Origin of the sequence: uncultured Pontibacter sp., assembly GCF_947499215.1 — a bacterium.
In the GTDB taxonomy this organism is placed as follows: Bacteria; Bacteroidota; Bacteroidia; order Cytophagales; family Hymenobacteraceae; genus Pontibacter.
Genome location: NZ_CANMNI010000002.1, coordinates 1180074 through 1192501 on the forward strand (window position 1 = coordinate 1180074; position 12428 = coordinate 1192501).

A 12428-nucleotide genomic window follows, 5' to 3' on the forward strand; every position below is an offset into this window, starting at 1 on the left:
ATTCAAATATAACAAATAGCGTTCATCCAAAAATGTTATAACCCCTGTGCTGTCTGTAATGTTAAAAGATAAGCGAAATGTTTTAATGTGCCAGTGCGGATTTTATGAGAATAAACTCATTGATATTGTCGGAGTTGATGACACCGGCCAGTCGTCCGTTTTCGAGCACCGGGAAAAGGGGTGCTTTGGTTTTCTGCAGCTCAGTGTAGGCCTCGGCGAGTTTATCCTGTGTATTAAAAGCCCGCACCTCCTGTGTCATTATTTCAGCCACAGGTTTTTCAATCTGCTCTTCTTTCACCGCCTGTATGAGTTGCATGCGCGTGAGCGTGCCCATCACCTGTCCGTCCTGTTCTACCACAAAGTCATGCTCCGAGCCTTTGAGCAATTTGCCTAGGGCGTCGCGCACGGTTTCGGTGGGGGCCAGCGTGACGAAATTTGTCATCATGCCCTCTCGCACCAAGTGGCCCCGCAGAAAATCGAGGTGCTGCACGATCATGTTCTCAGACCAAGCGCCAAAGAACACGAAGATGCCGATTAGGATGAGAAAAGGGTTGTAGAAAAAGCCAATGAACACGAAGAAAATGGCCAGCATCTGACCTAGGTTGGCCGCGATCTGCGTGGCCCGAACCCTGCCCAGTTTAAAGGCCAGCAATGCCCGCAGCACACGCCCCCCGTCCATCGGGAAGGCAGGTATGGCGTTGAAAATCACGAGCATTACGTTCACGAAGAACAGCAGGTATAGGAAGTTGGCTGGTGTGATGCGGCTGAAGAATTCTTCGCCCGGCAGCTCGCGCATGGGAGGAAGAATGAGCCAGAGCACAAAGGCGATGACTACGTTTACGGCAGGGCCGGCAATGGCGATCATCAGTTCCTGCTTCGGGTTTTCGGGTATGCGCTCCAGACTGGCCACCCCCCCGATGGGCAAGAGGGTAATCATTTTGGTGCTCACGCCATAGCGCCGTGCTGTGAGGGCATGGCCTAGTTCGTGCAGCACTACGCACAAGAAAATAGTTAACACAAAAGCAACCGACAAAATGGTGGAAGTCAGGTCGGAGCCGCGCTGCATTTCCGAAAACACAATCCAGCCAATCAGAATCAGGAATGTCCAGTGCACCAGAATTTTGATGCCTGCTATTCTGCCTAGGTTAAGTGACCATTTCATAGGATGCCTATACGTGACGTGTTATACCTATAACGTACTAACAGGCCATAGGTTAAATGCTTTTCGGCTCAGCCGGTTTACTGAGTTTTAGCTCAAAAACTGCGGTACCACCTTGTCGCCAAACACATCAATAAAGTGCTCTTGCTGCAGGTTGACGTTGTGCAGCATCAACTGACTGAAGCCAAGGTCGATGTCCTGTTGCAGCCACTCGATGTGCTGGTTTGGGTCTGAGGAGATGCGCACGTGCTCGCGCAGGTCTTCTTCGCGCACAAACATGGCCGCCTGCTCAAGCTGTTTGGCGGTGCGCATGTCGGCGAGCACGCTGCTCGGGAAGATGTTGGATCGCCACTGGTCGTGGGCTCCCTGCAGGGCCTCTTTTTCATCTTTGGCGTAGGACAACTGTACTTTCAAATACATCGGCTTGCCCTCGCCGCCGCCTCTATGGAAAGCCTCCACCATTTTCTTGAGCTCCTTGGGCGGTTTCGAAACGGTGATTAGTCCATCGGCCCAGCCTCCGACCCATTCTGCTGTCTCTTCGGTTATGGCGGCTCCTATGATTTTAGGCGCTATCTTGGGGCGGGTATAGAGCTTGGCCTCCTCCACTGTCACAAGACCGTGGTGCGTTACGGTTTCGCCGTCCCAAAGCGCCCTAATAATGTCAACACACTCTTTAAGGCGATCGTTGCGATCCTGTTTCACGGGCCAGTGATCGCCGGTGATCTGCTCGTTGATATTCTGTCCACTGCCCATGGCCACCCAGAATCTTTCGGGAAACATCTCGGCCAGTGTGGCCGCCGCCTGTGCGATAATGGCCGGGTGGTAGCGCTGCCCGGGGGCATTGACTATACCGAAAGGCAAATTAGTGGCCTGCATGGCTGCTCCGAGCCAAGACCACGCAAAGCCGCTCTCGCCTTGGTCGAGGCTCCAAGGAGCGAAGTGGTCCGACGACAAGGAAGCATTAAAACCAGCCTGTTCGGCCTGTTGCACAAACTTTAGGAGTTCACTTGGTTTAAATTGTTCGTGCGAGGCGTGGTAGCCGATTCGGAGTGTGCTGTCTTGTTGCTTCATAGGTATAGCCGCTTGGGTTTAAGTAGTAAGGCATACGGCTATACTTTGCGCTTTGGTTTCGAGAGAGGGGAAAGTCACGAAAAAAGGAGCGAGCCTTCGGACAGGCCAGCTCCTTTTCGTGACTAGGTAGAATGCCTACTTCAATTTAGCCATAAACGCCCTTACATGCTGGTGGAAAAGGGCCGTTTGCTCTTGATATGGGCAGTGGCCGGTGTCCATGGGGCGGTAGGTGGCATTCTTGAACTTGAACAGTTTGTAGTGCTCGGGGCCAACTGATAAATCGTTGTTGCCCGAGATAACCAGCACGGGCATTTTGAGCGATGCGGACTTGATGGTGAAGTCCTGTTCGTACTCTGAGAAGTTCCACACGTTGCTTCCAAAATCCCAGTTCAGGGTCGTGTCCATCACGGCGTTCATCTGGTCGAACATCTCCTTTTTCGGATACATCATCTTGTACATCAAGTTCTGTTGGTTGAGCTGATAAGCCACACCATTGAGGGCCTCACCGATAGAGCCGCCTGTTTTGCGGAACTCCGATTCGGGCTTGCCCAAGAGGCGTGCCCCGTTGGTAATGTAACTCTCCAGCGCATCTGGCAGGTATAGCGTCGAGTTCACGAAAATGGCCGCGTTCACGCGTTTAGGGTGCTGGTAGGCGTACTCAGTTGCGATGGTGCCGCCAAAGGAGTGGGGCATGATTGTCCATTTATCATAGCCGAGGTGCTCGCGTAGCTCTTCAAAGTCCTTCACCATACGGGCCAGTGAGTAATCTTTGGTCTCTGAGCTGGAGGAGCGACCGCAGCCGCGCTGGTCCACGTAAATCATGGTCATGTCCTGTTCCACCACATCGCCACCGAGGGCGTAGAAGTACTTGGTCCAAGAGCCGGGGCCACCGTGTATGAAGAGGCAGGGCTTGCCCTCGCCGGCCATGCGCACGTATAGCTGCACACCGTCGGAAGTCGTGAAGTAAAATGATTTGTTTACGGCCTGCGACACTTGCGGCAAGGCAAAAAGAGTCAGCAAAAGGCAGGTGAAAAGTAATTTTTTCATAGAGGATAGAAGCTGATTAAAAATTTCACAAAAGACGCTTGAAAATCTGAAAAGACGCATATTTGCTCTGGAATAATTGTGAGCAGGTATAAAAAGATGGTTTTCTGGCTGTTTTTAAAGGTATAGCATAGGGTATGGCAGACATAAAAGAGAGGGATTTAGAGCGGGAAATGAGTTTTCAAGCTTCACGAAGCGGTGGGGCCGGTGGGCAAAATGTGAACAAAGTGGCCAGCAAGGTAGAGTTGCGCTTCCATGTGGGCGATTCGCAACTGCTTAGCGACGAAGAAAAGTCGCTGGTACAGGAAAAACTTGGCAGCCGCATCAACAGCGAGGGCTACCTGCAGTTGGTGTGTCAGGCGGAGCGCAGTCAATTTCGAAACAAGGAACTGTGCATCGAGCGCTTTTACGAATTGCTGCGGCAGGCCTTTACCCGCCAGAAAAAGCGCACAGCCACCAAGCCCACCCGGGCTTCGGTGCGCAAGCGCTTGGAGAGCAAGAAACGTCAGTCCGATAAAAAAGCCAGCCGCGGCGGTGTCAAGGGTGGTGATTATTGAAAATCCCCTCGCAGTTACCATAAGAGTCACTGCGAGGGGATAGGAATTCTGCTATTGTCCTGAACTGCCGGCTTGGTCCGCTGGCTCTCCTTTCAGGTATGTGTCCAAGAAAGTAAGGATAGCGCTGTAGCCTTTGATCTCATTCTCCTTCTTCACAAAGCCGTGGCCCTCATCCGGGAATACGATGTACTCTACCGGCACATTGTTCTTCTTCACGGCCTCCACTATCTCATCCGACTCTACCTGCAGCACACGTGGGTCGTTGGCGCCCTGTAGCACGATCAGCGGCTTCTTGATCTGGTGGGCAAAGAACAGCGGCGATTTATTGTATAGGGCCGCGGAGTCTGTCTTCGGGTTGCCCATTTCCTTGTAAAGTGCCTCCCGGAACGACTCCCACCATGGTGGAATGCTCTGCAATGTGCGCAGCCAGTTAGATACGCCGAATATATTTACTCCAACAGCAAACTCATCCGGGGCAAAAGCCAGTCCGGCCAATACCATGTAGCCACCGTAGCTACCACCCATTATACCTATTTTGTCTTCGTCCACATAGCCGGTGGCGGCAAGGAATTTCTTAGACTCAATGCAGTCTTTCAAGTCTACATCGCCATGCTTTTGATCGTCGGCCGCGAAGAAGGTTTTGCCATAGCCCGAACTGCCGCGGTTGTTCACGGCCAGCAGCACGTAACCATGGTTCACGATGTACTGCATTAGCGGGGAGTAGTTCAAGCGTGTCTGTCCTCCGGGGCCGCCGTGTATCCACAGCACGGCAGGTCGCTTCTCGCCGGCCTTTATACCTTTGGGTTTATACAGCAGCGCCGGTACCTCCATGCCATCATAAGAGGTATAGCGGATTACCTCCCCCTCCACCAAATCATCAGAGTTGATACTCGGATTCATCGTGTTGGTGAGCTGGCTGGGAGCATTGCCGTCGAAACGGTATACAAATAGGTTGCTCGGCGACTTGGAGCTGTTCACAAAAAACGACATCAGGCGCTCATCATCCGAAAAATTTACCCCAGTGATATCGCCGGCGGGCATGGTGGGAAGTTTAACCGGCTGACCGGAGGCAACCTCATAAATCTTGATTTCAGTGCGGGCATCTTTGTTAATGCCGGTTACCCTGTACTTGCCGTTGCGCGAAAAGTAGGAGTACATGATGTCCCAGTCTGTCTGCTCCACGTCTTCCGTCTTGCCGGTAGCCAAATCATAGCTTTTCAGGGCCTGATACTCTCGGTCCTCATCGGTGAGGAAGTACATTTTCTTGCTGTCCGGGGTGAACGTTTCCGGTGAGTATTTCACGTCCCCTTGCCCTTTAGTCAGCTGCTTCAGCTGTTTGGTTTGGGTATCGTAGAGGTACATGTCCGACTTGTTGGTGTTGATGCTCTTCACCAAGCCTAAATAGCGCTTGTCTCTGGAGATGGCAGCCACGTCCAGCGCCTGATCGTTTTGGTAAACCAGCTTGGGCGTAAAACTCTTCAAGTCCATCTCATAGAGGTCGAACATGCGGGCGTCACGCTTATTGGAGATGTAGAAAAAGCTTTGCTTGTCGTGGCTCCAGCCTGCAAACCCCGCTTTTGCCTTGGCGTCAGGGGTCAGGTCGCGCGAAGTGCCGTCAAGGTTTCGCATGTACAGGTGCGTGATCTCGTTCCCGCCCTGATCGCTGGCATACAAAATGCGCTCATCAGCGGGAAAATAGGAAATCACAAAAACAGAATTGTCTTTAGAGTCTGTCAGCTGTTTTGGTTCTCCTCCACTGGTTGGCACCTCAAATGCATTGTAAATGCCGGTCTCGTTGCTGGAGAAGAGTATTTTGCTGTTGTCGGGGGAGATGGCATTGCCTCTGATGGAGGTAGTGGCCATAAACTCCTCGATGGAGTAGGTCTTGACAGGCGCGACCGCCTCTGCAGTGGCAGTCTCCGTAGTCTGGCCTTGCTCAGAGCCCGGGCTCTGGCAACCGACCAGCAGGGCTGCCAAAGCGGCCGCTTGAAATACTTTTTTCATGGTTTTTTGAGTTAGTGTGAGGTATAGGAAGCACCTAAGCTACTGAATCGCAGCATAAAAGGCAATAGCGATATAAGGGTTGGGGTATAAAGTTGTAATTTATTCCTAAAATCGAGTCAGTTATAATTGGGGGAGCGGTTTATTAAATGAATAGGTAAGATATTTGTTGAAGCAGGAAGAATACTCTTGAAGAGCTACATGAAGAAAATTTTTATCACGATAATTTTGATAGGAGCGGCGGTTTCGGCCAGCCAAGCTCAGAAATATAGAACGGCGGCAGGTATACGCTTAGGCGGTGACCAATTTGGGGCTACCCTGCAGCAGCGGGTGGCAGAGAAAAGCACCTTAGAAGGTATAGCTTTGGTGGGTTCGCGGGAGTATAGCGGCACGCTGCTCTACCAGCGGCACTTCCCGATACTGGGCAAGCGCTTTAACTACTACCTTGGCGGTGGCGGACACGTGGGCAACCTTAAAGACCAAGGGGTGTTCACGGGGCTAGACGCCATCTTGGGGGTAGAGTATAAAATTAACGGATTGCCTCTCCTGTTATCCGCCGATGTGAAACCCGCACTGCACTTCAACCACGAAGATTGGGTGAATCTAGCTACCGGCATCTCCATTAGGTATGTGATAGTGCCTGAGAAGAAAGAGAAGAAAAAGATTTGGCCGTTTGGCAAGCAGCAAGAGGAAGAGGAGAAATCGGGCTGGCCGTTTGGCAAAAAGAAAGAGCCGGAGCCTCCCAAAAAGAAGGTGTGGCCTTTTGGGAAAAAGGAGGAGCCCGCCCCAGAACCAGAGCCTGAGAAGCGCATCGATCTGAAAAAGATATTTAACAAACAGGACAACTAACAGAAAGCCCGGCCCAAAGAGCCGGGCTTTCTCAGGTTTGGGGGTTTCAGATTTTTACAGGCAGTTTGGTTGCCCGGCAGGGTGAGTCAGGCAACCGCAGGACTATATTTTTCCTGTGCGTCCAATTGGAACCGGACGGTACTGGGATCTTCAGTGTATGATTTGGAGTGGCTGGTTCCCCGTGTAAGCCTTGTTATCTTGACAGGGGGCGGGAGGGGAATTTACAGCATCGCAACTGTTTGTGGCGTGGCAGCCTGTGCATTAAGCGTAACGGTTCGCTCGGCCTGCAGGCGCTCTGCCAACAGTACTTGGGAGTCAAAAGTTTTCTTCATGGCGAAGCCTAAGGCGGCTACCAGAGCTAATAAAAGAAACACGATTTTCATGGTTTTACTTTGTACTAAAGGAGCGGTTAAGGTATTCAGAATAAAAGCAATTAGTCGATCAGCGAATCACGAGAGATGGTGATCACAACTTCAGGTAATAGGTTAGGATATTTTTTCAGAGCTTTCAACTCATTTCTTTGCTGGATCTCTTTCAGATCGTCAACTGTTTTTGTGCCGGCTGCGCCAAGAGCGGCTGTCAGGCCAAACAATAGAATCAGGATTTTCATAATTTCAGGGGTTAAGGTGACTTGGAATCAAGGTATGTTCAGATGCGGCACTATGCCCGTGGCGCTACGATTACCACTTCCGGAAGTAAGTTAGGGTAGCTTCTCAGCTCCTTCTGCTCTTGCTGCAGCTTATACTTGTCAGCTGTTACTTTAATGTCGTCTGCTGTCTTTTTGAAGGTAGCTCCGAAGCCGAGTACGATGGCGAATAATAAGATGATAAGTTTCATGGCAATTCTAAATTTAAAAAGGTTAATCTCATTCTGTCTAAGTACTTAATAGATAGCGCAATGAGGGGAAAGGTTGCTTGGGGGTATAAATATTTTTTTATTTAAGATGGAGATATTCCATTTTACGAGATTTAACCATAAAGTGCTGTAACTAAGTGTGTTCAAATTTGTTATGCATGTAACTGTAACTTGTGAACCAACCTAGGGTGACGGGAGCAAGTATACATAGCATTCTTAAATACCAACCAAATACGCACATATGCACAAAGGCACCTTAATAGCACTTGGAGGGGGATTCGATGATGATCTGATTAAGTTGATCAGATCTGAGATCTGTCCCGTGCAGTCCAACATTGAAGTGATAGCGACAGCCGCCACCCAGCCAAAAGAGTCTGGATCGGCTTATAAAGAGGCTTTTGAAGAATTAGGTTGCGGCCGGGTTCAGTTCATGCTGATAGATGAGGATCACGCTGCAGACCAGCCCGAGTACATCAGCCGTATTCAGCAAGCCGATGTGATTTTTTTTACAGGAGGCGATCAGGTTCGCTTGATAGAGTTCCTGAATGGCACGCAGCTACTGGAGATCATGCGCCGCCGCTATCATCAAGAACCCATCATCATAGCCGGTACCAGTGCGGGCGCCGCCATCATGTCAGACCGCATGATCTACGATGGGTATGGGCACTACTCGCTCATTAAAGGGGAGATGAAAACCACTATCGGGTTTGGCTTTATCAATAACGTATACCTCGACACGCACTTTGTGGAGCGCGGCCGTTTTGGCCGCTTGGCCCATGCCGTGGCCCACGATCCGGAATACGTAGGCATTGGCCTAAGTGAAGAGACTGGCATTATCATTAAGGAAGGAAACAAAGTGGAGGTGTTTGGCACGGGCGTGGTCACTATTATAGATGCCAGTAAAATCCGGTTCTCTAATACGCGCCAAGTTGACGAAAATGAGCCCATTGCCGTGGAGCACCTTATAATGCACATGCTAGTGGAAGGTTACCGCTATTGTCTGAAGGAGCACCTCTTTCAGCCGGTGGAGGGGCACATGCCCCGTCCGGCCGAAGAGGAAGCCAGCGATGCCGCCGCCAGTTTAGCGTAAGATCTAGGCCGTTTCCCGGTCTTCCTGTTGCAGTTCCATGTTAATGGCCACGCCGGCTTTAGCACCCTCGGCGGCGGCCACTATCACCAGTTGCATATCACGGGCGGCATCGCCGGCCACGTATAGACCCGGAATGTTCGCCTTTTGCAGGCGCCGTGTTTTGATCACGCCCTTGCCCGTAAACTCGCAGCCCAATTGCCTGCCGATATCCGACTGCTGCGTCGTTTCACCTGAAAAGAAGAGTGCCTGCTGCGATTTCGACTTGCCATTTTGCAGTACAATGTGCTGCAGCATACCATCCTTGCCTTCTACCCGGGCAATGGCGTCGGTGCATACCTTTACCTCGTTCAGTTCGAGCAGTTCCATGTCCTTGCGGTTTAACTTCTGCGTGCCGTCGGTGTACAGCGTTACATCATCGCTCCAGTTTTTCATGGCCAGTGCCTGTCCTATACCTGAGCGGTCCTTGCCGTACACCGCAATAGCTTTGTCCCGACTTTCCCAGCCGTCGCAATAAGGGCAGTGGTGCACACTCTTGCCGTACAGTTCCTCAATACCTTCTATTTCCGGCAGCGCGTCTTTAAGGCCCGTTGCTAAAAGCAATTTTCGGGAATGGAATACATGCCCTTCGCTATCATCCACTACATAAATGCCTTTGCTGTACGTAGCAGTGGCAACGGGTCGGTCTATTATCTGTATTGCATACTTCTTCAGCTCTTCACGTCCCTTTTGGATAAACTCTTTGGGATTCACCCCATCGCTCGAAAGGAAGCCGTTCATGCTCACCGCCCAGCGGTTGCGGGGTTTGCCCCCATCAAATAAAAGTACCTTGCGCCGGGACCTGCCCAGTATCATCGCGGCATTAAGCCCCGCAGGGCCGCCACCGATGATGATCACGTCATATATTTCTTTCATTGGTTTAGTCTGTTGAGAGTATGTAAACGCAGAATGCCGAATTGAGATGAGGTGACTCGGGAAAAAGTCTGTTTCTGTGAACCGAAAAGCCTTATTCGGGAGGTTATCGAGATTTTTCGACTATTATTGGTTTTTATTTGAAAAAAGGAGGCCACAGGGTTATTGCGGCTATGAATATTTTATATATTTGTTTTACCTTATTAACACCCTACATTTAAACAAGTCGCATTTTATGAAAAGCAAAATCTTAGCCTTATTGGGCAGCGCCCTGATTTCGGGGACAGCCATGGCCGGAGGATACCAAGTAAACCTAGCTAGCCAGCGCCAGATAGGTATGGGTCACACTGGTACCGGCTTGCTGACGGGCACATCCAGTATCTTCTTCAATCCCGGTGCCATGAGCCATATTGGCTACAATGGCGTAACGATAGGCGGTAGTGCGCTTATCTCTAAAATTGCTTATTCTGCACCTGAAAGCTATGGTGTAACAGCCAGAACGGATAACCCGATGGGTACTCCATTTCAAGCTTATGGTGTGTATAACATCACTGATAAACTATCCGCTGGTCTTGGTGTTTATACGCCCTTTGGCAGCACTGCTAACTGGGGTGATGAGTGGGGTGGCCGTTACGCCCTAAACCAGCTGCAACTGCAGGCTATTTTTGTGCAACCAACTGTCAGCTATGCAATAACAGATAAACTCGGCATAGGTATAGGTTTAACGTATGTAGCTGGTAGCGTCAATCTACAGCGTAGCGTGCCGGTGCAGAGCCAAGATGGTTCCGAGGGTAGTATTGAGCTAGACGGAAATGCCGAGCCGGCTTTCGGTTTTAATGCAGGTATTTATTTCCAGCCAACAGAAAAGCTATCGCTGGGTGTGAGCTACCGCTCAAAAGTGAATATGCAGTTAGAGCAAGGCGATGTGATGTTTAGCAACATCCCGGCTGCGGCTAGAGGCAACTTCCCAGACGGAACAACTTTCAATGCTGAACTGCCATTGCCATCTACTCTTTCGTTCGGCTTGGGCTTTAAAGCGACCGAGCGCCTGACGCTTGCGGCAGATGTGAATTATGTAGGATGGGATGCTTACGAGAGACTCCGTTTCGACTTCAGCCAGAATGTGGCTGGAAGCCCATTCTCAGAAGCTAACCGCAACTACGAGAATGCGTTTATCTACCGCATTGGTGGTGAGTACATGGTAAACGATGCCCTAGCCCTACGTGCCGGCGCCTACTTGGACAAAACCCCTGTGCAGGACGGCTACCTGACTCCTGAAACACCAGACTCAGACTCCCGCGGTCTTTCTGCAGGTATAGGTTACTCTGTTTCTGAAAACATCAGCATCGATGCTTCTTTCTTGTATATCAATAAGAAAGAGCGCACAGACGATGCCAATTTATCCAATGGCGTGCCGGGTACCTTCAAAGCAGTTGCCTACATTCCAGGCATCGGTTTGAACTTTAAATTCTAATTCTCTTTAACTAAGTATATGAAAAAGTATTTCTATAAATCGAGCATGCTAGCCCTAATGGCTGGTGTATTCTTGACAAGCTGCGATCCGGAGATTGACACTCCCGCTTCGAGTGCAGGACAAGCTGACTTCACTTCCTATGTCGCTGTAGGTAATTCTCTTAGTGCCGGTTATGCTGATCAGGGCTTAAGCCGAGCAGGTCAGTTGAGCTCAGTACCGGCCATATTGGCTGAACAGTTCAAAGCAGTAGGTGGCGGAGAGTTTAAACAACCGCTATTCACAGAAGCTCAAAGAAATGGTTCTGGTTACCTAAGGCTAGCTGGTTTTACACCGCAAGGAAGCCCTATACTATTACCAGTAACCACTGACTTGGCTATCAGAAGTCAAAATCCTACACTTTATGCTAAGTATACCGACAATATAAACAACTTAGCTATACCAGGTATAAGAACAGCTGATATCAAAACAGTAGGATATGGCAGTCCGATGGCTAATCCATATTTTGAGCGCCTGACCGATAATCCTATGCAGACATATCTCGCGTATGTACAGGAGCAAGCTCAAGCTGCAAATCATACCTTCTTCAGCGCTTGGATGGCGGAAAATGATGTGTTGGGCTATGCTACCTCGGGCGGTTTCTCTGGTAACCTTACTGATGTTGGCGTGTTTCAGACTAATTATAGTGAATTAATAGATGCACTCACTGCTGATGGAGAAAAAGGTATAGCTGTTACCGTGCCTAATGTTACTGCTATTCCATTTTTTACGACAGTCGGTCCAACCCTGAAAATGGGCTTGAAAGCTCAAGGAGCAACCGCTATTATGGCGCTGACCAAAAATACTCCAACACGAATTCCTCTTATAGTTGAGAACATCAAAGATGCTACAGGCGGTACAGCATTAATTCCTTTAACAGCTGCTGCTTATGCTCCATTAATTGGTACACCCACAGGAAAGTGGTGGAGTGATAACATACCAAGAAGCATCTTAGGAAGCACCTTAGAAGCATATGGCGTTGACACGCTGCAGGCTTTAGGTACACCGCAGAATCCTTGGCCAAGCGCTTTATTACTTGATGATGCAGAACAAGCCGATATTTTAGCTAGAACAACTGCATTCAATGACTATATAAAAGCAAATGCTCAGACTAAGAATTTAGCTGTATGGGATGCCTTCACCTTCTTTAGTAATATCCAGAGCGGCTTCTCAGCTGATGGTGTTAACTATTCTCCTGCTTACATTACCGGAAATCTGTTCTCGCTGGATGGCGTCCATCCAACACCTCGTGGCTATGCCATTATTGCCAATGAGATGATCAAGGCTATCAATGCGAAATATAACTCCAATGTTCCGCAGGTAGATGTAACTCAATACCGTACAGTGCAATTCCCTAACTAGTAAGGGTCGCTACTGTTAAAC

The 12428-nt window shown here is 49.8% G+C and carries 13 protein-coding genes; 5 read left to right on the forward strand and 8 right to left on the reverse strand.

What is annotated here, in order from left to right; all coding sequences use genetic code 11:
- Nucleotides 1-82 precede the first annotated feature (82 nt).
- The 3 genes from Q1A04_RS13280 to Q1A04_RS13290 all read right to left on the reverse strand — a co-directional run bounded on the left by Q1A04_RS13280 (nt 83) and on the right by Q1A04_RS13290 (nt 3277).
- Nucleotides 83-1162, reverse strand: a complete 1080-nt coding sequence (locus Q1A04_RS13280) for a site-2 protease family protein (RefSeq protein WP_299706643.1) — start codon at nt 1160-1162, stop codon at nt 83-85.
- A gap of 87 nt (nt 1163-1249) precedes the next feature.
- On the reverse strand, nt 1250-2230 hold the full coding sequence (locus Q1A04_RS13285) for a TIGR03885 family FMN-dependent LLM class oxidoreductase (protein ID WP_299706646.1): 981 nt from the start codon (nt 2228-2230) through the stop codon (nt 1250-1252).
- A 135-nt stretch (nt 2231-2365) separates the two neighbouring features.
- The gene (locus Q1A04_RS13290; protein ID WP_299706648.1) at nt 2366-3277 is read right to left on the reverse strand and encodes an alpha/beta hydrolase; all 912 of its coding nucleotides are present in this window, start codon (nt 3275-3277) and stop codon (nt 2366-2368) included.
- A 134-nt stretch (nt 3278-3411) separates the two neighbouring features.
- Here Q1A04_RS13290 and arfB point away from each other — a divergent pair, with 134 nt between their 5' ends.
- On the forward strand, nt 3412-3831 hold the full coding sequence (arfB, locus tag Q1A04_RS13295; protein ID WP_299706650.1) for an alternative ribosome rescue aminoacyl-tRNA hydrolase ArfB: 420 nt from the start codon (nt 3412-3414) through the stop codon (nt 3829-3831).
- Between the two features lie 51 nt (nt 3832-3882).
- On the opposite strand, the gene Q1A04_RS13300 is transcribed toward arfB, so the two are convergent.
- Entirely contained in the window at nt 3883-5835 is a 1953-nt protein-coding gene (locus Q1A04_RS13300; RefSeq protein WP_299706652.1) for a S9 family peptidase, read from the reverse strand.
- A 198-nt stretch (nt 5836-6033) separates the two neighbouring features.
- Here Q1A04_RS13300 and Q1A04_RS13305 point away from each other — a divergent pair, with 198 nt between their 5' ends.
- Entirely contained in the window at nt 6034-6681 is a 648-nt protein-coding gene (locus Q1A04_RS13305) for a hypothetical protein (protein ID WP_299706654.1), read from the forward strand.
- Between the two features lie 221 nt (nt 6682-6902).
- Here Q1A04_RS13305 and Q1A04_RS13310 read toward each other — a convergent pair whose 3' ends face one another.
- From Q1A04_RS13310 to Q1A04_RS13320, 3 genes are read right to left on the reverse strand one after another with little or no spacing between them, the layout of a single operon-like run.
- The gene (locus Q1A04_RS13310; RefSeq protein WP_299706656.1) at nt 6903-7064 is read right to left on the reverse strand and encodes a hypothetical protein; all 162 of its coding nucleotides are present in this window, start codon (nt 7062-7064) and stop codon (nt 6903-6905) included.
- A 50-nt stretch (nt 7065-7114) separates the two neighbouring features.
- Nucleotides 7115-7291 carry a hypothetical protein gene (locus Q1A04_RS13315; RefSeq protein WP_299706659.1) on the reverse strand — a complete coding sequence of 59 codons (177 nt, stop codon included), beginning with the start codon at nt 7289-7291 and terminating at the stop codon, nt 7115-7117.
- 50 nt (nt 7292-7341) lie between these two features.
- The gene (locus Q1A04_RS13320; protein ID WP_299706662.1) at nt 7342-7518 is read right to left on the reverse strand and encodes a hypothetical protein; all 177 of its coding nucleotides are present in this window, start codon (nt 7516-7518) and stop codon (nt 7342-7344) included.
- A gap of 259 nt (nt 7519-7777) precedes the next feature.
- Here Q1A04_RS13320 and Q1A04_RS13325 point away from each other — a divergent pair, with 259 nt between their 5' ends.
- A complete protein-coding gene (locus tag Q1A04_RS13325) occupies nt 7778-8626 on the forward strand; it encodes a cyanophycinase (RefSeq protein ID WP_299706665.1) in 849 nt (282 codons plus the stop codon).
- A gap of 3 nt (nt 8627-8629) precedes the next feature.
- Here Q1A04_RS13325 and Q1A04_RS13330 read toward each other — a convergent pair whose 3' ends face one another.
- Nucleotides 8630-9538 (reverse strand): NAD(P)/FAD-dependent oxidoreductase, encoded by a 909-nt coding sequence (locus Q1A04_RS13330; RefSeq protein WP_299706668.1) that lies wholly within the window; start codon nt 9536-9538, stop codon nt 8630-8632.
- 232 nt (nt 9539-9770) lie between these two features.
- Here Q1A04_RS13330 and Q1A04_RS13335 point away from each other — a divergent pair, with 232 nt between their 5' ends.
- Together Q1A04_RS13335 and Q1A04_RS13340 are read left to right on the forward strand one after the other, a co-directional pair.
- On the forward strand, nt 9771-11009 hold the full coding sequence (locus tag Q1A04_RS13335) for an outer membrane protein transport protein (protein WP_299706671.1): 1239 nt from the start codon (nt 9771-9773) through the stop codon (nt 11007-11009).
- An 18-nt stretch (nt 11010-11027) separates the two neighbouring features.
- Complete coding sequence (locus tag Q1A04_RS13340; RefSeq protein ID WP_299706674.1) at nt 11028-12407, forward strand: SGNH/GDSL hydrolase family protein; 1380 nt, start codon at nt 11028-11030, stop codon at nt 12405-12407.
- The last annotated feature ends 21 nt before the right edge of the window (nt 12408-12428 follow it).

Excerpts from the sequence above, each read along its gene's own strand:
- Q1A04_RS13280 (WP_299706643.1), bottom strand. The coding sequence starts at position 1,162 with ATGAAATGGTCACTTAACCTAGGCAGAATAGCAGGCATCAAAATTCTG.
- arfB (WP_299706650.1), top strand. The coding sequence starts at position 3,412 with ATGGCAGACATAAAAGAGAGGGATTTAGAGCGGGAAATGAGTTTTCAA.
- Q1A04_RS13290 (WP_299706648.1), bottom strand. The coding sequence starts at position 3,277 with ATGAAAAAATTACTTTTCACCTGCCTTTTGCTGACTCTTTTTGCCTTG.
- Q1A04_RS13320 (WP_299706662.1), bottom strand. The coding sequence starts at position 7,518 with ATGAAACTTATCATCTTATTATTCGCCATCGTACTCGGCTTCGGAGCT.
- Q1A04_RS13315 (WP_299706659.1), bottom strand. The coding sequence starts at position 7,291 with ATGAAAATCCTGATTCTATTGTTTGGCCTGACAGCCGCTCTTGGCGCA.
- Q1A04_RS13310 (WP_299706656.1), bottom strand. The coding sequence starts at position 7,064 with ATGAAAATCGTGTTTCTTTTATTAGCTCTGGTAGCCGCCTTAGGCTTC.
- Q1A04_RS13340 (WP_299706674.1), top strand. The coding sequence starts at position 11,028 with ATGAAAAAGTATTTCTATAAATCGAGCATGCTAGCCCTAATGGCTGGT.
- Q1A04_RS13305 (WP_299706654.1), top strand. The coding sequence starts at position 6,034 with ATGAAGAAAATTTTTATCACGATAATTTTGATAGGAGCGGCGGTTTCG.
- Q1A04_RS13330 (WP_299706668.1), bottom strand. The coding sequence starts at position 9,538 with ATGAAAGAAATATATGACGTGATCATCATCGGTGGCGGCCCTGCGGGG.
- Q1A04_RS13325 (WP_299706665.1), top strand. The coding sequence starts at position 7,778 with ATGCACAAAGGCACCTTAATAGCACTTGGAGGGGGATTCGATGATGAT.
- Q1A04_RS13300 (WP_299706652.1), bottom strand. The coding sequence starts at position 5,835 with ATGAAAAAAGTATTTCAAGCGGCCGCTTTGGCAGCCCTGCTGGTCGGT.
- Q1A04_RS13285 (WP_299706646.1), bottom strand. The coding sequence starts at position 2,230 with ATGAAGCAACAAGACAGCACACTCCGAATCGGCTACCACGCCTCGCAC.
- Q1A04_RS13335 (WP_299706671.1), top strand. The coding sequence starts at position 9,771 with ATGAAAAGCAAAATCTTAGCCTTATTGGGCAGCGCCCTGATTTCGGGG.